The sequence below is a fragment of the Paenibacillus sp. MMO-58 genome (genome assembly GCF_037146255.1).
Lineage (GTDB): Bacteria > Bacillota > Bacilli > Paenibacillales > Paenibacillaceae > Pristimantibacillus.
On record NZ_JBBCVY010000003.1, the window covers coordinates 453,007 to 471,439 of the forward strand.

The window sequence follows — 18,433 nt, forward strand, 5'->3', positions numbered from 1 at the left end:
GCTCCGATCATAGTGGGTGCGACGACTGCCGGACAAGGTACAGTTAAGCGCTTACAGGTACAATTTCCCTGTTTTCAGCCGAGAGCCGAGTTCATCTTGCCGGCTGCTATCCGTTCAGGGAAAAGCAAGAGATATGGAAGCAAATGAGATTGGCTGGTATAATGCCTTATTGAGGATCAACTGCTTTTCAACGGAGGATTAGATGTATCCAAATTTCAACGACCATAATCTTTTTTTACATGCATTCGAGAAATCTCCAATTGGAATGGCTTTTTTAACGCTTGATGGACGTTATCTAAAAGCTAATCCTTCTTTATGCAGAATGTTAGGATATAACGAAAGTGAATTAATCAATCAAAGCGTTTTTTCTGATACCCATCCTGACGATTTGGAAGCAGATCTGGAATTATGGCGCAAATTGGTACAGGGTGAGATCGACGGCGATCAAATCGAAAAAAGGTATATTCATAAATCCGGGACCATTATTTGGGGACTTCTAAATGTTACTGTCGAGAGAAATTTACAAGGGATTGACGGCAATCATATTTTCATTTCCCAAATCGTAGATATATCGGAACAAAAAAAGAAAGAAGAAGAGTACAAGAGGATTGAAGAATTACACAAGCTTATTTCCGATCATTCGCAGGACGTTATTTTACGCTTAACCCCTGACGGAATTATCTCGTATGTATCGCCAGCTGCCCGTTACCAGATCGGATACGAACCAGAAGAACTTATCGGGAAGCATGCCTATGAATACTGGCATCCGGATGATTTGAACGGCGGCTGGTTAAGGCGGGGTAATCCGGACCAATCGGATAGCAGAATATTCGTGTACCGTCTTCGGCATAAAAGCGGTCATTATATCTGGCAAGAAGCTCACTCTAAGAAAATAAGAAATGCCGCAGGAGAAATTCAACATGTGATCAGCATGGGCCGCGACGTAACCGATCGGGTTCATTCGGAAGAATTAATCCGGAGATCAGAGAAGCTCTCCTTAATTGGCGAGCTTGCAGCCGGGATTGCTCATGAGATTAGAAATCCGTTGACGAGCTTACGAGGATTTATGCAAATGTATTTGAAAGAGGATCGGGATGGTTCAAAGAAATTGCGCAATGACGTCATGATATCGGAAATCGATCGAATCAATGAAATTGTAAGCGAACTTCTCGTGTTGGCCAAACCGTCAAATGAAGTCTATGAGTTAAGGGACGTGGTATATCTATTAACTCACGTGACAAGATTATTCGAGGGACAAGCTAACTTATACAATGTTCAAATAAAAGAAGAATTCGATGCCAATCTACCGCTGATTCAATGTCAAAGCAGTATCAATCAAGTCTTTATCAATGTTTTTAAGAATGCCATCGAATCCATGCCTAAAGGCGGAGAAATAACTCTGCAAGCTAAGCAAATGAAGGATAAAATAAACATTCGAATTAAAGACACAGGTTATGGAATCCCGCATGATGACATAGCCAAGATTGGCAATCCATTTTTCACTACGAAAGAAACAGGAACAGGGTTAGGATTAATGGTTTCGATGAGGATCATCCAAAATCATAAAGGAACGATGCGAATCGAGAGTGAAGTCGGGAAAGGAACGATCGTTGAAATTATTTTGCCGATCAACAAATAGTATTTAGGCCTACGTATGCTTAAAGTTTAAGTATGCTTTAGGCTTTTTTATTTTTTATAGGAAAGGATGATATTACAATGATTCCAACTCGAAATAACCGGCGAATATTCATCTTTTTCGTCTTTCTTTTATCAGGTATGGGGTAAAACGCTGAATAAGGCATTTCAAACGTTTCCCGAATCCTCTTTTATTATTCATAATGGGGACCTGACAGAGAATCCCGACGATGAATCAGGTTGGGAAAATCTGTTTGGCGAAGCTAGACAATGGGTCACGGCAGTTCCGTTTATGCCCGTAACCGGAAACCATGACGAAGTGGATGATCATGCTGAACGTTTTGTCTCCCATTTCAACGTACCCGTCAACGGCTCGGAAAGCTCCATCGTTGGAACAACGTATTCCTTCGATTTTGGCGAAGCTCATTTCGTTATGTTAAACACGGAATCCAAACTTAAAGACCAGGCAAAGTGGCTGGAGCAAGATCTTGCGGCTACGAACAAAAAGTGGCTTATCGTTTCCCTTCATCGCGGACCATACGGGGGAAATCAGAAGGAATCGGTGCTGAAGCAGTTCGTTCCCCTATTCGATAAATACAAAGTTGATCTTGTCCTGCAAGGCCATAATCATGAATATGCCCGTTCTTACCCGCTAAGGAATAACAAGATCGTAAGCGATGCCGAAGGTACGGTATATGTGGTGACAAATACTTCTGGACAAAAATTCAACTAGAAGAAGGAAGAGCAGTTCTACCAGAAGGTTCATTTTCAAAATAATAAACAGATGTTTGCAGGCAACCATAATAAGTGGGGACAGTTTGAGCTACAAGGCTTATGACGTGGACGGCGGGCTATTAGACCAGTTTGAGTTGACGAAGTAAAGAATATATACCAAATCAGCAATAACCAAGAAGACAGGACTTTACGTCCTCGTATAGAATCTTTCGTCTAAGATGAAATCCAAACTAAATTCGAAAAGGGGCTATTAGCTATGATTACGGTAACAACTGAAAATATTCAAGGTTACAGAGTTGTCGAAGTAAAAGGACCTGTATTTGGTCTTATTGTGAGAAGCAGAGGGATTGGCGGCGACATTATGGCTGGCTTGAAATCCCTCGTTGGCGGTGAAATTAAACAATACACAGCAATGCTTGAAGATTCGCGGAAAGAAGCAATGGACCGCATGATCAAAAATGCCACTCAAATGGGCGCGAACGCCATTGTTATGATGAGATATGATTCAGGCGAGATTGGTAAGAACATGAGTGAGATCGTTGCTTACGGAACGGCTGTCGTCGTGGAGAAAATTTAATGAAATGGGTAATCGGCTATTATGTACTGGAAGGTATATTGATCCTATTGTGCATTCTGCTAGGTTATTTCATTTACGACAAACGTTTCAACCGCAACCACGGTACAAAGGTTCCCGATGGTTACCATGCGACGAATGAAATTAATATCGATCCTGTAACTAACGAAAAAACCAGGGTTTATTATAATCCTGAAACAGGAGATAGATTTTACCGCAAGTTATAACGAAAGGAGGCCTGCGCCATGCGCTTGCTTTATGAAGCAGCCGCTTATGAAAAGCGCGACGGATTTGTCGTGGGCGACGTAAACGAGCTCTTCGGGAAGAAGGGGAACTTCCGGGTGCTGCAATTTTCGGATGCGGCCGTGCAGGGAGCGCTCGACCTAGACGATCCACAGCGGATCGTGTTCGAATATCCGCAGGCGATCCTCCATCTGCTGGAACATAACCAACCGGGGCTGGAGAACGTTTTTCAGATTGGACACGGGATAGGGACGATCGCCCAGCATAGCCGGGGCGCACGATTCAAGACCGCTGAGCTTGACGAACGGATTGTCCTAGCTAGCGAACAATTTTTTGTTTCCGCGGGGGAATTGATCGCGATCGGCGACGGGCGCCGTATATTGGAAGGGGAGGAAGCGGAGTTGTACGACAGCATCATCGTGGACGCCTTTACGGACAAAGGCGTACCGCGGCATTTAACAACGGACCGTTTCTTTGCGACAGCCGCGGACAAGCTGGGTTCCGGAGGAATGATTGTGCTGAACGTGACCGGCAAAGGACCTAGCGACCGGCTGATCGGCGCCCTTCATGCAACGCTGCGCGAATCTTTCACTCACGTATCGGCCTTCATGCTGCCCGCGGACCGGGCGTCAGAAACACGGAACGTGCTGCTTGCTGGGCGGAATGGCCGTATCGAATACCGGGCTCGGGATATGGCCGGTTTCGTTCCGTTCGAGCCCGCTCCGGGACATGTCATCAAGGAGTCGGGCTGATTTTCATTCTGATCAATCCATTTATTCATAGATTGGTTTATGATGCGCAGAACGCCATTTGCTGGGAGTCATGCCGGTAACTTTTTTAAACACTGTGCTGAAATGCTGACTCGTCTTGAAGTCCAGACTTAATGCAAGGCTCGTAATGGGAGTATCTGAATGCGCCAATAGCTGAGCAGCATACTCTACGCGTGAACGTTCAACGAATGAAGAAGGCGACTGGCCGAAACTTTGCCGGAACAATCGGTAAAAATGGGATTCGCTCACCCCAATGGAGGCAGCAATGTCCCGGTTGTTCCAATGCTTCTCAGGGTTTCGTTGTATGTTTTCTACAATAGAATGCAAACCAGCTTGCAGATCCTCTGCGATATGCAAATCAGGAGGAGGCTCGGTCATATTAAGAATCAGGTCCAGCACCATATGGCGGACTTTCAGCTTGAGCCAGGGCTGCGCTTCCGTTTGAAGAACTTGCTTCAGCCTTCGGAAGCTTATTTTCAATTGGGCATCCGTCCGCAAAACCCTAGTCAGATTCTGCAGTTTTTCTATAACGGCATCGGCTTCAATTTGGCTTAGACCAAGCCATGAGTAATCCGCCGAAGGCATTTTTACAATCATCCACCAGATCGAGCAGGGCTCCATATAGTCCATACGCGCCCGGTGAGGCTCATTCGGTCGGGTATGAAACATCTCGCCAGCCCTTGTTTCATAATTTTGTCCATTGACCTCCCATGTTACTTTGCCGCTCTCTATGAACACAAATTCAAAGGCTCCATCATGCTCATGATGAGACAATCTTAGCGCTTCGGTGAAGTGATCATAGCCAAGCATGAGAAGTTCAGGAACCTGTACGGCATCGGAATTGCCGTTTTCCTCCACATCATATACCCAACGTCCTGAACGATCTTTCCCGATTGTCATTGGCAAGTCTCCTTGTGTCAAATCATATCCATGTATAAAATCCTATTCGATAGTTTCCGGGAAGTCAAAGTCTAGAAAAGTTGATATCTTAAATGGGAATCAACAATTATAGACGAAGAGGTGGATGAATGAGTTTTATTCCTCATGAAGTGACTGCGCAAGATAAACAGGATTTCGAACGTGACGGATATTGGATCAGCCCTAAGCTTATTGACGACGAGACGATTGAAAAGCTTCGATTGGCCCATGAACGGATATGGGCATCCGACTTCGACGGCGATGGTTACCCCATGCATGATATTCGTATTCCGGAGAATAAAATAGCGCTGCGAAAACACGATAACGGCTGGTGGATTAATGACGAGGTTAAACACGTTGTAACTCATCCGGATTTAGGACGTATGTCCGCTGATTTAATCGGTGAATCCTCGATTAGACTCTGGCATGATCAAGTCATCTACAAGCCTAGCGCCGCAGGACAGGAAACAATGCTGGGCAATGTAGGATGGCATCAGGACTATGGCTTTTGGAAATGCAGCAGTACAACGAATATGGTAACCGTCTGGATTGCCTTGCAGGATACCGATCTAAGCAATGGGGGAATGAGAACGATATTGGGTTCTCACAAGTGGGGAGTGGTCGAAGGAAGCGCTGCTTTTTTCGACCAGGATCTGGATGGTCTTAAGCGGAAGTTTTCCGAATTGGGGGAATGGAAGGATGAGCCGTGCCTATTGAAAGCCGGCCAGGCTAGCTTCCACCATGGATTAACGTTCCACGGTTCCGGACCAAATCTGTCAGAGCAACCGCGCCTTTCCATCGTTGCGCATCTGATGCCTGGGGATACGGTTTATAAAAAAGGCAGGGGTAGACATGATAATGTTCGACTAATTGGTCCTCGACCATATGACGGACAGCCTTTCAACAATGAATATTTCCCGTTGCTTTACAGCAAATAAGAAAGAATCGTTCGAATCGATAAAATGGCAGCTGATCCCTAATCGGCTGCCATTTTTAATAAATTGAAGTTAAAAATAGGAGTTTTACTTTACAATATAAGGAATTGACATTAATATCTCAATCATAAGAACACGATATTTGAAGTAAATGAGGAGGTACTACCGATGATCGAAGAAACGCTGCTCTGTGCAAAGTCTACACTATAAACAACGGCGGTTGTTTGTATAGAGCATGATACATGATTTTTGATAAACCGCCTATGCGTTAGGTAGCTTGAACGTTTATAGTGATAGGCTTTGCCCCTAGTGTAATGAAATCTATTACGTAGGAGTGGGGCAACTATCATGAAATATGTTAAAGCGGATATGGTCTTGCCGGAGCAGCTGCTGCGGGAAGTTCAGAAATATATGAATGGCGTCATGATGTACGTGCCGAAGCCGGAGGGAGACCGTGCAGGCTGGGGCGTCAAATCTGGCGGAAGACAGAGGCTTGAACAGCGTAATGGCCAAATACGGGAATTATTCTCGCGAGGTGCGACGATCGACCAGCTTACGGAACGCTTCTATTTATCATGCGACACGATTAAAAAAATAGTATATGCAAAAAAGAAATAGAAGATTTTAACCTTAAGCCGCATTGGATCTACTCCATTGCGGCTTTTGTTATAAGTCAAGAATCGGTTGAACGGTTTGTTGCCTATTCTTGGATGGGTAACAGTTGATAAAATAGAAACCGTTCCCAATTAATACGCAAGTTATTGTATAGAAAGGAGAGAGTATGATCAAACAACATGAAATTAAGCTTGCCAATCAACACCGTGTAGGGGTTGTATGGTTTACCGGTTTGTCCGGCTCTGGCAAAACGACAATCAGTCTGCGGGTGGAGCGGTTATTAATCGATCGCGGTTATCGTTGTGTCGTGCTTGATGGCGATATGCTGCGGGCTGGGTTAAATTCTGATCTTGGTTATACAGAAGCGGATCGAACGGAAAACTTGCGGCGTACAGCTGAGGTAACTGCGATGTTCTTGGATGTTGGCTTTATCGTCCTCGTACCAATGATTACGCCTACAGAGGCAATGCGAGCGCTGATTCGCATGCGTTTCGATGAACAGTCGTACGCTGAGGTGTATGTGCGATGTTCACTTGACACATGTGAACAACGAGATCCTAAAGGGCTGTACCGTAAAGCTCGAAAAGGAATAATACGTGATTTTACAGGAATCGATGGACGTTATGAACCGCCGCCGCAGCCGGAGCTAACCCTAGATACAGAGCATCGGTCAGTAGGGCAATGCGCACAGCAGCTCGTTGAATTTATTGATCGAAAATATTCAATCCATCAAAAGGAGCAGGAAATTCAATGAAAAAACCAACACAAAGCTATACGATATGGTTCTCGCAGCGTACGGGCAGCACGCTTCTCAATAAAGCGCTCACTTCGACAGGCGTAGCAGGTGATCCCGCGGAATGGCTGCATTACGAGTGGAATGATCCAGCAGCGTTTAATTTAAATAATCTTGAGAATATATGGCAGCATGGTACGACGCCGAATGGTATCTTCGGTATCAAAATAGGATATGAGCAGCAATGGATCGATGCGTTCCGCAAAATGTTCGATCTGTCATCCGAAGTATCGAGCGCAGAGGTGTGGAGTACTGCCTTCCCAAATTGCAACAAACATATCTTCATGACCCGCCGCAACAAAGTAAGGCTAGCCGTATCGTGGTGGAGAGCCATCGTATCCGATGAATGGCATAGAAGCACAGGCACACAGCCGAAGGAATGTAACCTTGCAGACCAGTACAATTATGACGCGTTACATCATCTCATTCAGGAAAGTGTCATGTTTGAGGCAGCGCTTGAAGAATTCTTCACGAAAAACGGTATCTCCCCAATGACAGTTGTCTATGAGGATTTCATTGAGGATTATGAAGGTACGGTCCTGAGAGTGCTTCAGTATCTCGGCATTCGGACAGAAGGTGTGAAAATAGCGCCACCAGCATTCGATAAGCTCGCTGATGAGTATGCGGAGCAGTGGGTTCAACGTTATCGCACCGAAAGCCAGAAGGGATGGACGAATGTGAGATGGTAGCGTGACTCGGAATCTTGTTGCAGCTGGGGACATAGAAAAGGGGGAGAAATACAGTGTTGCAATAAAAGGAAAGATTAGCTAGAATAAATCGTGTATGATATATGAAACGGCAAGGCGATGATGTGATGAAAAAAAACTTAAATCGTTATGTACTAACGGAAGAAATCTACACGCTGCTTAAAGGCCATATTCTAAACCACGAGATTGCGCCAGGCGAGAAAATCAACATCGATCAATTGGCCCGCGATCTCGAGGTCAGCAACATCCCGATCCGCGAAGCGCTGTCCCGATTAGCAGCCGAGGGCTTGGTAGACACGGTACCTTTCAAAGGCATGTTCGTAGCCAAGATGTCGCTGCAAGAGCTGGACGAAATGTTCGAAATCCGAATGGAGCTGGAGTGTCTCTCTATCCGCAAAGCTGTTCATTCGATTCCGGCTTCGCAATTGGAACAATTGAAAAGAGAGATGGAAGAGTACCCGAGTTCCGATCTCTCGTCGGGCGAGCAGCGCATTCAGGTTATTGCCCAGATGAATGAGAGCTTGCATGGCTTGATTCTGAATTACTGCGGCAACCAATCGTTGAAAAGCTTAATCGAATCTTATATTGAGAAAATTCAAAGATATTTGGCCCTGTACCAAAAGGATTTGAATGCTCAGTTGATTCAAGATGAGTGGGAAGAGCATATGCGAATCGTTCAATTTCTGATGGTAAGGGATCAGCAGTCATCGGAACAAGCACTTAAAAAGCATCTGGAAAACTCGTACAAACGGACGCGTGCGTTCTTTGTATAAGTTTTTTATCTAAAATCGTGTACGATACATGATAAAGGGGGAATAAAGATGAAGTTATCGGGTAAAACGGCCATTGTCACCGGAGGTTCATCCGGCATCGGGGAAGCAATCGTCCGGTTATTCGCAGCGGAAGGAGCAAACGTGGTTATCGCTAACCGGATTGTGAACGATGCAGCACGCGTTATTGAACAAATGCAGACCAATGGCGGAAACATCGTCGCTGTTCAGACCGATGTGTCCAAGGACGAAGAAGTACGGCGGCTCATCCAAGAGACGGTGCGTCAATTCGGACGCATCGATATTGTGGTAAACAACGCAGCAGCCATCATGCCTAAATATCTGGAAGAGGTTGAAGAGGAAGAGTGGGATCGAATCTTCAACGTGAATCTCAAGAGCGTCTTTCTGATGATCAAGCATTCCATCGCGGAACTAAAAAATACGCGGGGATCGATTGTCAATATGTCTTCGCTGAATGGTCTGATCGGACAAAAAATGAATCCGGTCTATGCGGCAACCAAAGGCGGGATGAACGCCCTGACCAAAGCATTGGCACTGGATTACGCTCCATACGGCGTTCGCGTGAACAGCATCTGTCCCGCTGGCGTTACGACGCCATTGCTGGAGCAATGGATCAGCCAACAGGATGATCCGGTTCAAACCGTCCAAGATTTGAACGCCATGCATCCTTTGGGCAGACCTGCGACATCGGAAGAAGTCGCGCAGACCGCTCTTTTTCTGGCCAGCGATGCATCCGGTTTCGTGACAGGGGTTGCGCTTCCCGTCGACGGCGGCGCTTCGCTTGGGTATTAATAGATGACCATAATATACATACGAAGGAGCCTGTGAAGATGAAGATCACAAAGGTCGAAAGCTTTGTTCTGCATGTCCCGATTACACCCCCGATTACCGATGCCATTAACGTAGCCACGCACTGGGGATTATCGGGCGTTCGCATCTATACGGATGAAGGATTTATCGGTTACGGTTACACGGGTACTTGCGCGCATGGCGACGATATGATCGTCGATACGATCGACAAATACTACGCTCCGCTTCTCGTCGGTAAAGATCCCTTTATGGTGAAAGAGTTGTGGAATGAGATGCGTTACGGGAAAATGCATTGGATCGGACGGTCGGGCGTGACTCATATGGCTTTGGCAGCGGTGGATATCGCGCTCTGGGACATTATGTCGAAGGCTTCTAACAAGCCATTATGGCAGTACCTCGGCGGAGCGAAATCCAAGCCTATTAAAGCCTATAACACAAACGGCGGCTGGCTTAATTGGTCACAGGAACGTTTGCTTAAAGACGTAACGGAGATCGTAGAATCGGGCTTTACGGGCGTTAAAATCAAAGTCGGCAAGCCGGATCCGCGCGAAGATTATGATCGCTGCAAAGCAGTACGCAAAGCGATCGGCGACGATGTTATCTTCATGATCGACGTCAACCAGCAATGGAACATCAACACGGCAATGACATGGGGCAAAAAGCTGGAGGAATTCGATCTGTTCTGGCTGGAGGAACCGCTCAATCCGGACGATATTTTGGGACATAAAAAGCTTGCGGACGAACTAAACGTACCGATTGCTTTAGGCGAGCACGTGTACAACAAGTATGCCTTCCGGGATTATATTCACAATGGTGCGTTGGAGTATTGCCAAGTGGACGTAACCCGTGTTGCGGGGATTACCGAATGGCTTCAAGTAGCCGGTTTGGCTGCAGCCTATGACGTGCCGATTTGTCCTCACGTAGGCGATATGGGCCAAATTCATCAGCACCTCGTCGCTTCGACGCCAAGCGCCATCATGCTCGAGTATATTCCGTGGATCCGGCATATTTTCGAAGAGCCGGCAACGGTGAAGGACGGTCATTACGTACTGCCGCAAATGCCGGGTGCTTCCACGACTATCTTGCCTCGATACTTCGACGAATATCGGATTCGATAATTAGTGAAGGGAAGATCCGATGATGCTAAGAATTGATGCGCATCAACTTTCTTCGGCTATAAGCTTAAGAATAAGATTGGAGGCACCCCATGAGGTTACTCGATAAAGTCACTTTAATCACCGGCTCGGGCTCGGGGATTGGCAGAAGCACGGCGCTGCGTTTCGGCGATGAAGGCGCCTTCGTCATTGTGAACGACCTTGATCCCGTTAAAGGAGAAGAAACCGCACAGCAGATCCGAGACAAAGGCGGCAAAGCGACATTCATACAAGCGAACGTCGCCGATCCGCAGTCCGTGCAAGAGCTTGTTAAACAATCGCATGAGAAGTACGGCCGCATCGACGTGCTCTTCAATAATGCGGGAATCAGCGGTGTCGGCGCCATTCACGAGACCGAGCCGGAGCAATGGGACAAGGTAATCGAAGTCAATGTACGCGGCGTTTTTCTAATGAGCAAATACGTCCTTCCCGGCATGATGGAGCGTAAATCCGGTAACATCATCAATATGTCGTCATGCATCGCGGAGATCGGACTTGCTCGCCGCGCCTCTTATTCGGCGTCCAAGGGCGCCGTGCTGGCCCTTACTAAATCGATGCAAGTTGATTACGCCCCATACAACATTCGCGTAAACGCCTTGCTGCCAGGAACGATACTAACGCCGTTTGTTGAAGATTTTCTTGCCAGATCGTATGACGATCCCCATATAGCCTACGAATCACTGCGCAAACGCCAGCTGAGCGGAGACTTGGGCAGGCCGGAAGACGTTGCGCAAGCGGCTGTCTTTCTCGCGTCGGATGAATCTAAATTCATGATGGGATCCCCGTTATATATCGACGGAGGAGTCGTATTCGGAAAAAACGCTTAGGAGGAAATTATGAAACTATTAACCTTTATAGAGAACGGCGAATATAAACTTGGAGTCAAAACGGACTTAGGCGTACTCGACGTCTCTTCCTCTGCACGGGAGCTAGGTATGGCCGGCAAAGTGCCAACGGATGTTCATTCCGTCATTGCCGAAGGAAAGCCGGCTGTCGAAGCGCTTGGCAATCTTGCGGAGAAAACCTCTTCCGCCGCTCACCTGAGCCCCTATTGGCTCGAAGCAGATTCGCTTAACTACGGTCCTTGCGTGACGAATCCGCAAAAAATCATCTGTATCGGACTCAATTACCGCCGGCATGCGGAGGAGACAAACGCGACGATTCCGGACTATCCGATTTTGTTTAACAAGTTCAACAACACGCTCACGGGGCACGGACACGATGTACCGCTCCCGCGCGTGTCGAGCAAAGTGGATTACGAGGCTGAGCTTGCTATCGTCATAGGTAAGCAAGCAAAATATCTTTCCGAAAATAATGCGCTGGACCACGTATTCGGTTATTGCTGCGTCAACGATATTTCCGCGCGGGACCTGCAGATGAGGAGCCAACAATGGCTGCTTGGCAAATCATGCGATGGCTTCTCGCCGCTTGGTCCTTACTTGGTCACGGCGGATGAAGTAGGCGACCCAAACAACCTAGCAATCCAAACAACCGTAAACGGAGAAATTCGCCAAAACTCCAACACGTCCGATATGATCTTTCCTTGCAAAGAGATCGTCAGCTACGTTTCTCAGCATATGACACTCTCGCCGGGAGACATTATTCTTTCAGGAACGCCGGAAGGCGTCGTGCTTGGTTACCCGCCGGAAAAGCAAGTCTATTTGAAGGACGGGGACATGGTCACAATCTCAATCGAGAAACTCGGCAGCATTACGAACCGTATGGTGAAGGAATAAGGACTAACATTTTCCCAGAAAGAAAAACCTTGAACGTTCGTTGCAGCCGGTCAATTTGACCGGCTGTTTAATTTTATGCATTATTGGCATCTCCGACCGATTAATCTCCTGCAAGATTTAGGCGCCTCCATATTTAAATAATAATTTCGATAAAAATAGTAGGAATATGATTGTGCCCCTGAAAATTCCATGTTATTATCTCATTGTGATAACAACTTACCTATATATGATATTTTAAAGGAGGATTAAGCATGAGCACGAACACAAAAAAGGTTGTTAAAATCGACGCCAATCCGAGAAGGATTCGCGTAAAGTTTGCCGGAGAAACGATTGCCGACAGCAAACGGGTACTGACGCTGCATGAACGCGGTCATTTGCCAGTCTATTATTTCCCGATCGAGGACATCCGGACTGACTTGCTCGTCGCAACGGATCACACTACCTATTGCCCATTTAAAGGCGATGCGTCGTATTGGACTATCGAAGCCAACGGCCGCGTTTCCGAAAATGCTGTCTGGGGGTATCAAGAGGCAATTGCTCCATCCGAAGCGATAAAAGGTTATGTATCGTTCTATTGGAACAAGGTTGACGCCTGGTTTGAGGAAGAAGAAGAAATCTTCGTGCATCCTCGCGACCCGTATAAGCGCGTCGATGCGCTGCAAAGCTCCCGCCATATTCGCGTCGTAATCGACGGCATTACAGTAGCGGAGAGCCAGCGTCCTGTTATTGTATTTGAGACTGGCCTTCCGGTGCGTTATTATTTGCCAGCGGAAGATGTCAGGCAGGAATTGCTTACGGCGACGGAACATCGGACACGTTGCCCTTACAAAGGGGAAGCTTCTTATTGGACCGCGAATATTGGCAGTAAAACGCATGAGAATATCGTATGGAGTTATGAGAACCCGATTCCCGAAATCCCGAAAATCAAAGGGCTCCTTTCTTTCTATAATGAACGCGTTGAGACGTATATTGACGGCGAACGGGACGGCGAATTAACTTGGCATCTCTCGGCGCTCGATTTTTTTAACGCGAACGAAATTAAACCGGTGCTCGCCTAAAGCTAAATTCAAATGCTGCATGATTAATAGAATAGTGGAATGAAGGCTAACGGGACTGACCTGATTGCAGGAAGTCTTTTTTTTTTCGTTTTGAGGCGATGTAATATATTTATACACGTACTTGTACAAGGGGGGCATCATGAACGGAACACAAACATTGAATAGGGCGCTTGATATTTTGTTTGCTTTATCGGAAGCCAACGATACGCTGACGGTAAGCGAGATTGCCGAGAAAGTATCCATTCCGGAGAGCACAACTTATCGTTTTTTACAGACGCTTGAACAGAACGGCATCGTAGAGCGGCGTGGAAAGAGCCAAGTTGGCCTTGGCTTAAGGATCTTAGACTTGGCAAGGAGTCTCAGCCAGCAGATGCACCGCGAGTTATTGCCGCTCGCTCTGCCAATCATGGAGGAATTGACTGCGCAAACCCAAGAAACATCCGTATTGTTCGTACGGACAGGACTGAACTGCGTATGTATACAAAACGTGAGGAGCCAAGGTCTTCTGCAATTCGCCGTGGAAAATGGCCGCGTGCTGCCGCTCGCTTCCGGCGCGTCGGGAAAATGTATACTCGCTTATGAAAACGAACGGACGATCGAACGTGTATTTGACACGCTTGGTTCCGAGTCGGAACGGTCAAAGCTTGCTGAGGATCTTGAGATTATCAAAAACAACGGTTACTGCATCACGCACGGTGAAGTCGATCCCGATATTTTCGCTATGGCAGCCCCGATTTTCGATGCGCATGGGCTCATCGTTGCGAGTATTTCCATAGCGGGTCCGAATTTTCGCAGCAATGCCGAATACGACAAGGAGATGGCAGGATATTTGCTTGATGCATCCGAGCGGTTGTCGCGCAGGCTAGGGAATGGATAGCTTATAATTCCGACAAGTTTACTAGAAAATATTTCATTGACAGGACCATGATTCCATAATAATATTAAATTATAAGATGTGTTTATCACATTGTAATAATTAAGAGGCTCACCTGGCGATAGGAGGTCTCATTTTCCCGGAAGGGAAAATGAGACCTTTTTTGTTTACCGGGAGCGGAAGAATTCCGATAGTCTGTATCGGACACTTCAAAAAGGAGGGAAAAGGACTCATTTTTCATCTATAAATCTGACTAAAAAGATAAGTTTAATATTTTTTTTACGGAAGGGAGAACGCCATGAACAACTGTACCGCGGTGGAATTCAGGAAAGTGACGAAAAACTACGGTTCGGGCAATGTGCTGGACGGATTCAATCTCATTATACCGGCTGGAAAAATTGTTACGATCATCGGTCCGTCAGGCTGCGGGAAGACGACGCTACTTAAGATGATCAACCGGTTGATCGAGCCGGAATCAGGCAGCGTATTCGTCGAAGGGGAAGAAATCTCGCAGCTAGACCCGGTCACGCTGCGGCGAAAAATAGGGTATGTCATTCAACAAATCGGATTGTTTCCGCACATGACGATCGCTGAGAATATTTCAATCGTGCCACGGCTAAAGGGGGAAAAGAAACAGCGTTACAATGCTCGTGCGGATGAACTGCTTGAACTGATCGGACTTGATCCTATGCGATTTCGAGGCCGATATCCGCATGAACTAAGCGGCGGGCAGCAGCAGCGCGTAGGAGTCGCACGCGCCCTCGCCGCCGACCCCTCCATTATTCTTATGGATGAGCCTTTCAGTGCACTCGATCCAATCAGTCGCGTACAACTGCAAAAAGAATTGATCAAGCTGAACGAACGAGTTCAGAAAACAATCATATTCGTGACACACGATATTGACGAGGCACTGAAAATTGCTGATTTGGTCGTACTTCTCCGTGAAGGAAACATCATCCAATTGGGGACGCCTGCCCAACTCCTAGATCAGCCAGCTGGACATTTCGTCCGCGAATTTTTGGGTACTGAACGGTATGGCGAATACAGCATTTAATTACTTGAAAGGAGTAATCCGCTTATGGATCAAGTGTGGAACACCTTGCAAGCCGATTGGCCGCTCATCGTGCAGAAAACCGGCGAACATTTTCGGCTATCGTTCCTATCGGTACTTATTGCGTGCCTTATCGCCATTCCAGCCGGTATTACATTGACCGCCTATCGCAGATTGGCAAACGGCGTCATTACGGTTGTCTCGGTTATTCAGACAATCCCAAGTCTGGCACTGTTCGGTTTCATGATCCCGTTTGTTGGCATCGGAACGAAACCGGCGATTATCGCGTTGACGTTATATTCGCTTCTGCCCATTTTGCAAAATACATACGTTGGCATCGGCGGAGTTAATCCCGCGCTTATAGAGGCGGGAACGGGAATGGGGATGACGAGATGGCAAATTTTATGGATGGTTCAACTTCCTATAGCGCGCAGCGTTATCATGGCGGGGGTCCGGCTCGTGGCCGTGCAAACGATTAGTTTGGCGACCATCGCCACGTACATCGCCGCCGGCGGACTCGGCGATATCATTACGCGGGGTATTTTCATGATTAATACGACTACCATCATGGAGGGAGCTATACCGGTATCGCTGCTCGTCATCGTGGTTAATGTCCTGCTGTTGGGGTTGAACCGGGTTTTAACGCCGAAGGGCTTGCGTCACTATACCAAACAATAAGGAAAACTCGAGAGGAGATATGAAATGGGGAACATGAGAGTGAGCGTGCATGGCAGATATTGGCGGAAGGTGGCATTCACTGGAGGGCTGGCATTCCTTGTGCTTTTAGGAACAGCGGGTTGCGGGAAATCGGAGTCCGCCTCGTCTTCGGCGGAGGATACGATCACCATCGCAACCAAAGGCTTCGCGGAATCCGATATTATGGCCAACGCCATTAAGCTGCTGATCGAGGATAATACGAAGCTGAAAACAAACGTGACGACGCTAGACAATAACCTGCTGTGGAAAGCGATCGATGCGGGTGACGTCGATACCTATGTTGAATATACCGGAACGGCGCTGCTGAATATCCTGAAGGCCAAGCCCGAATATGATCCGCAGAAAGCCTACGACGTCGTCAAGCAGCAGCTTAAAGAAAAGAACCACATTGACGTGCTGGACCAAATTGGCTTTAACGATACGTACGCACTCGTACTGCGCAAAGAGGTCGCAAGTAAGCTGAACATCAAATCCACTTCGGAACTGGCGGCGCACGCGGGTGAAATCGTCTTCGGCACGAGTCAGGAATTTTTGAAGCGCGAAGATACTTGGCCGCTATTAGAGAAGGTATACGATCTAAAATTCAAAGAGATCAAAACGATTCAAAACAATGCCCTTGGTTATAAGGCGATTGAGCAAGGTATTATCGACGTTACGGACGTATATACGACAGACAGCAAGATTCCTACCGCAGACTTTATCGTACTCGATGACGATAAGCACGTCTTCGTGCCGTATTACGCCATTCCGGTCATTCGCGAAGCGACCTTGGAGAAACATCCCGAGTTGAAGGACATTATTAATAAACTTGCCGGCACCATCGACGATGCCGAGATGCAGAAACTGAACGGTGAAGTGGAGCTGAAGAAGCGTCCGGCAAATGATGTAGCGAAGGAATGGCTGCAGAGCGAAGGTTTGCTCAAAAAATAAAAGGGGGGCAGAAAGCATGAGCAAGAAACAACGACAAATGGCGCTTGGTGCCATGATGTATTTTCCGGCAGGCGAGCATATCTCCAGCTGGCGGCATCCGGAATCGGACGCCGCCGGCCTGATGGATTTCAATTATTATAAGCACATCGCTCAAACGGCGGAACGCGGCAAGTTCGACATGTTCTTTTACGCGGATGAGTTATACGTGTGGGATCGCTTCGAATCCGGTGTTGCGCAATCGAACAGCATTCGCCCGGAACCGTTTACGCTACTCTCGGCGCTGGCGGCCGTCACAAGTCGGATCGGGCTAGCTGCAACGGTGTCGACGACCTACAACGAGCCTTATCATATTGCACGAAAACTGGCTACGCTGGACCACTTGAGCGGAGGCCGTGCGGGATGGAATATCGTCACATCCCAAACTGACGAAGAAGCACGTAATTTCGGGTTAGGACAGCATCCGCAGCATAAAGACCGTTACGGTCGTGCCAGGGAGTTTGTGGACGTCACTCAAGGGCTTTGGGACAGCTGGGACGACGATGCGCTTCTGTTCGACAAGGCAGGAGGCAATTTTGCTGATCCGTCCAAACTGCACACGCTTCATCATAAATCTGCGAATTTTGCAGTACGAGGTCCCTTGAATGTTTCGCGGCCGCCGCAAGGTTATCCGGTTCTCATTCAAGCCGGCGCGTCGGAGGCAGGTAAAGAATTGGCAGCCGCTTCGGCTGAGGTCGTCTTTGCGCCGGGCTCCGCCTTTGGGCCGTTCGGCACGGTCGAAGACGGAAAAGCACTGTATGACGACATCAAGGACCGCATGGCTAAATACGGACGTTCACGGGATGATCTAAAAATTTTACCGGGCGTGCTGCCGATTATCGGTAGAACGGAAGAAGAAGCAAAAGAAAGACTGGATGCCGTAAATGAGTTGACGCCGGAGCGTCTTGGCTTGGATCTTCTCTCGCATTATTTAGGCCGCGATATCTCCAATTATCCACTGGACGAACCGCTCCCGTACGTGCCCCAATTGGAAGGCTTTAATCAAAGCAAGAGTAATTTGACACGTATCCTGCAGCTGCTGGAACGCGAAGCTCTGACAATCCGCCAGTTGTATAAACGGGTTAATTCCCGCGGCATAGCAGGCACGCCAACACAGATCGCGGATCAACTTGAAGCCTGGTTCCTTGCCGGAGCAGCTGACGGCTTTAACGTCATGTTCCCGCACCTGCCAGGCGGCTTGGATGATTTCGTCGATCTGGTCGTGCCTGAGCTTCAGCGGCGAGGTCTGTACCGACTGGACTATACCGGCGCGACACTTCGTGATCATCTCGGGCTGAAACGACCCGAAAGTCGATACGCCAACGTCCAATCTCAAACAAAGAGGTGAATC

20 protein-coding genes and 1 pseudogene are annotated in these 18,433 nt (G+C 47.5%); 20 read left to right on the forward strand and 1 reads right to left on the reverse strand.

Annotated elements, in window-relative coordinates:
• The first annotated feature begins 202 nt into the window (after positions 1-202).
• The 5 genes from WFJ73_RS13150 (at position 203) to WFJ73_RS13170 (ending at position 3,939) form a co-directional block, all read left to right on the forward strand.
• Positions 203-1,639, forward strand: coding sequence for a PAS domain S-box protein (locus WFJ73_RS13150; RefSeq protein ID WP_336773490.1), 1,437 nt, complete (start codon positions 203-205; stop codon positions 1,637-1,639).
• Between the two features lie 207 nt (positions 1,640-1,846).
• A complete protein-coding gene (locus tag WFJ73_RS13155) occupies positions 1,847-2,368 on the forward strand; it encodes a metallophosphoesterase (RefSeq protein WP_336773588.1) in 522 nt (173 codons plus the stop codon).
• A 258-nt stretch (positions 2,369-2,626) separates the two neighbouring features.
• Positions 2,627-2,947: a YbjQ family protein gene (locus WFJ73_RS13160; protein WP_336773491.1), complete on the forward strand. Its 321-nt coding sequence runs from the start codon at positions 2,627-2,629 to the stop codon at positions 2,945-2,947.
• Positions 2,947-3,171: a hypothetical protein gene (locus WFJ73_RS13165; RefSeq protein WP_336773492.1), complete on the forward strand. Its 225-nt coding sequence runs from the start codon at positions 2,947-2,949 to the stop codon at positions 3,169-3,171. Before WFJ73_RS13160 ends, WFJ73_RS13165 begins: the two co-directional genes overlap by 1 nt.
• Before the next feature lie 18 nt (positions 3,172-3,189).
• The gene (locus WFJ73_RS13170; RefSeq protein ID WP_336773493.1) at positions 3,190-3,939 is read left to right on the forward strand and encodes a spermidine synthase; all 750 of its coding nucleotides are present in this window, start codon (positions 3,190-3,192) and stop codon (positions 3,937-3,939) included.
• A gap of 21 nt (positions 3,940-3,960) precedes the next feature.
• Here the strand turns inward: WFJ73_RS13170 and WFJ73_RS13175 are convergent, their stop codons facing one another.
• Positions 3,961-4,857: an AraC family transcriptional regulator gene (locus tag WFJ73_RS13175; RefSeq protein ID WP_336773494.1), complete on the reverse strand. Its 897-nt coding sequence runs from the start codon at positions 4,855-4,857 to the stop codon at positions 3,961-3,963.
• A gap of 128 nt (positions 4,858-4,985) precedes the next feature.
• Here WFJ73_RS13175 and WFJ73_RS13180 point away from each other — a divergent pair, with 128 nt between their 5' ends.
• The 15 genes and pseudogenes from WFJ73_RS13180 (at position 4,986) to WFJ73_RS13250 (ending at position 18,430) form a co-directional block, all read left to right on the forward strand.
• Complete coding sequence (locus WFJ73_RS13180; RefSeq protein ID WP_336773495.1) at positions 4,986-5,813, forward strand: phytanoyl-CoA dioxygenase family protein; 828 nt, start codon at positions 4,986-4,988, stop codon at positions 5,811-5,813.
• A gap of 345 nt (positions 5,814-6,158) precedes the next feature.
• Complete coding sequence (locus WFJ73_RS13185; protein WP_336773496.1) at positions 6,159-6,428, forward strand: CD3324 family protein; 270 nt, start codon at positions 6,159-6,161, stop codon at positions 6,426-6,428.
• A 163-nt stretch (positions 6,429-6,591) separates the two neighbouring features.
• Complete coding sequence (gene cysC, locus WFJ73_RS13190) at positions 6,592-7,179, forward strand: adenylyl-sulfate kinase (protein WP_336773497.1); 588 nt, start codon at positions 6,592-6,594, stop codon at positions 7,177-7,179.
• Complete coding sequence (locus WFJ73_RS13195) at positions 7,176-7,907, forward strand: Stf0 family sulfotransferase (RefSeq protein ID WP_336773498.1); 732 nt, start codon at positions 7,176-7,178, stop codon at positions 7,905-7,907. The genes cysC and WFJ73_RS13195 overlap by 4 nt, the downstream gene beginning before the upstream one ends.
• 125 nt (positions 7,908-8,032) lie before the next feature.
• A complete protein-coding gene (locus WFJ73_RS13200) occupies positions 8,033-8,698 on the forward strand; it encodes a GntR family transcriptional regulator (RefSeq protein ID WP_336773499.1) in 666 nt (221 codons plus the stop codon).
• A 48-nt stretch (positions 8,699-8,746) separates the two neighbouring features.
• Positions 8,747-9,508 carry an SDR family NAD(P)-dependent oxidoreductase gene (locus WFJ73_RS13205; RefSeq protein ID WP_336773500.1) on the forward strand — a complete coding sequence of 254 codons (762 nt, stop codon included), beginning with the start codon at positions 8,747-8,749 and terminating at the stop codon, positions 9,506-9,508.
• Between the two features lie 38 nt (positions 9,509-9,546).
• On the forward strand, positions 9,547-10,644 hold the full coding sequence (locus tag WFJ73_RS13210) for a mandelate racemase/muconate lactonizing enzyme family protein (RefSeq protein ID WP_336773501.1): 1,098 nt from the start codon (positions 9,547-9,549) through the stop codon (positions 10,642-10,644).
• Positions 10,645-10,733: 89 nt separating this feature from the next.
• A complete protein-coding gene (locus WFJ73_RS13215; protein WP_336773502.1) occupies positions 10,734-11,507 on the forward strand; it encodes an SDR family NAD(P)-dependent oxidoreductase in 774 nt (257 codons plus the stop codon).
• A 9-nt stretch (positions 11,508-11,516) separates the two neighbouring features.
• Entirely contained in the window at positions 11,517-12,416 is a 900-nt protein-coding gene (locus WFJ73_RS13220) for a fumarylacetoacetate hydrolase family protein (RefSeq protein WP_336773503.1), read from the forward strand.
• A gap of 251 nt (positions 12,417-12,667) precedes the next feature.
• The gene (locus WFJ73_RS13225; RefSeq protein ID WP_336773504.1) at positions 12,668-13,474 is read left to right on the forward strand and encodes a DUF427 domain-containing protein; all 807 of its coding nucleotides are present in this window, start codon (positions 12,668-12,670) and stop codon (positions 13,472-13,474) included.
• Between the two features lie 139 nt (positions 13,475-13,613).
• Positions 13,614-14,351, forward strand: coding sequence for an IclR family transcriptional regulator (locus tag WFJ73_RS13230; RefSeq protein WP_336773505.1), 738 nt, complete (start codon positions 13,614-13,616; stop codon positions 14,349-14,351).
• Positions 14,352-14,646: 295 nt separating this feature from the next.
• Positions 14,647-15,381 (forward strand): annotated as a pseudogene (locus WFJ73_RS13235) (ABC transporter ATP-binding protein); the annotation flags it as partial.
• A 45-nt stretch (positions 15,382-15,426) separates the two neighbouring features.
• Positions 15,427-16,077 (forward strand): ABC transporter permease, encoded by a 651-nt coding sequence (locus WFJ73_RS13240; RefSeq protein ID WP_336773506.1) that lies wholly within the window; start codon positions 15,427-15,429, stop codon positions 16,075-16,077.
• Positions 16,078-16,101: 24 nt separating this feature from the next.
• Positions 16,102-17,046: an ABC transporter substrate-binding protein gene (locus WFJ73_RS13245; RefSeq protein ID WP_336773507.1), complete on the forward strand. Its 945-nt coding sequence runs from the start codon at positions 16,102-16,104 to the stop codon at positions 17,044-17,046.
• A 16-nt stretch (positions 17,047-17,062) separates the two neighbouring features.
• On the forward strand, positions 17,063-18,430 hold the full coding sequence (locus WFJ73_RS13250) for an LLM class flavin-dependent oxidoreductase (RefSeq protein ID WP_336773508.1): 1,368 nt from the start codon (positions 17,063-17,065) through the stop codon (positions 18,428-18,430).
• Positions 18,431-18,433 lie beyond the last annotated feature (3 nt).

What these genes read in the sequence shown, in the direction of transcription:
- WFJ73_RS13150 (WP_336773490.1), top strand. Translation starts at nt 203, where the DNA reads ATGTATCCAAATTTCAACGACCATAATCTTTTTTTACATGCATTCGAG.
- WFJ73_RS13250 (WP_336773508.1), top strand. Translation starts at nt 17,063, where the DNA reads ATGAGCAAGAAACAACGACAAATGGCGCTTGGTGCCATGATGTATTTT.
- WFJ73_RS13245 (WP_336773507.1), top strand. Translation starts at nt 16,102, where the DNA reads ATGGGGAACATGAGAGTGAGCGTGCATGGCAGATATTGGCGGAAGGTG.
- WFJ73_RS13165 (WP_336773492.1), top strand. Translation starts at nt 2,947, where the DNA reads ATGAAATGGGTAATCGGCTATTATGTACTGGAAGGTATATTGATCCTA.
- WFJ73_RS13215 (WP_336773502.1), top strand. Translation starts at nt 10,734, where the DNA reads ATGAGGTTACTCGATAAAGTCACTTTAATCACCGGCTCGGGCTCGGGG.
- cysC (WP_336773497.1), top strand. Translation starts at nt 6,592, where the DNA reads ATGATCAAACAACATGAAATTAAGCTTGCCAATCAACACCGTGTAGGG.
- WFJ73_RS13210 (WP_336773501.1), top strand. Translation starts at nt 9,547, where the DNA reads ATGAAGATCACAAAGGTCGAAAGCTTTGTTCTGCATGTCCCGATTACA.
- WFJ73_RS13160 (WP_336773491.1), top strand. Translation starts at nt 2,627, where the DNA reads ATGATTACGGTAACAACTGAAAATATTCAAGGTTACAGAGTTGTCGAA.
- WFJ73_RS13220 (WP_336773503.1), top strand. Translation starts at nt 11,517, where the DNA reads ATGAAACTATTAACCTTTATAGAGAACGGCGAATATAAACTTGGAGTC.
- WFJ73_RS13180 (WP_336773495.1), top strand. Translation starts at nt 4,986, where the DNA reads ATGAGTTTTATTCCTCATGAAGTGACTGCGCAAGATAAACAGGATTTC.
- WFJ73_RS13175 (WP_336773494.1), bottom strand. Translation starts at nt 4,857, where the DNA reads ATGACAATCGGGAAAGATCGTTCAGGACGTTGGGTATATGATGTGGAG.
- WFJ73_RS13230 (WP_336773505.1), top strand. Translation starts at nt 13,614, where the DNA reads ATGAACGGAACACAAACATTGAATAGGGCGCTTGATATTTTGTTTGCT.
- WFJ73_RS13170 (WP_336773493.1), top strand. Translation starts at nt 3,190, where the DNA reads ATGCGCTTGCTTTATGAAGCAGCCGCTTATGAAAAGCGCGACGGATTT.
- WFJ73_RS13205 (WP_336773500.1), top strand. Translation starts at nt 8,747, where the DNA reads ATGAAGTTATCGGGTAAAACGGCCATTGTCACCGGAGGTTCATCCGGC.
- WFJ73_RS13195 (WP_336773498.1), top strand. Translation starts at nt 7,176, where the DNA reads ATGAAAAAACCAACACAAAGCTATACGATATGGTTCTCGCAGCGTACG.
- WFJ73_RS13185 (WP_336773496.1), top strand. Translation starts at nt 6,159, where the DNA reads ATGAAATATGTTAAAGCGGATATGGTCTTGCCGGAGCAGCTGCTGCGG.
- WFJ73_RS13225 (WP_336773504.1), top strand. Translation starts at nt 12,668, where the DNA reads ATGAGCACGAACACAAAAAAGGTTGTTAAAATCGACGCCAATCCGAGA.
- WFJ73_RS13200 (WP_336773499.1), top strand. Translation starts at nt 8,033, where the DNA reads ATGAAAAAAAACTTAAATCGTTATGTACTAACGGAAGAAATCTACACG.
- WFJ73_RS13240 (WP_336773506.1), top strand. Translation starts at nt 15,427, where the DNA reads ATGGATCAAGTGTGGAACACCTTGCAAGCCGATTGGCCGCTCATCGTG.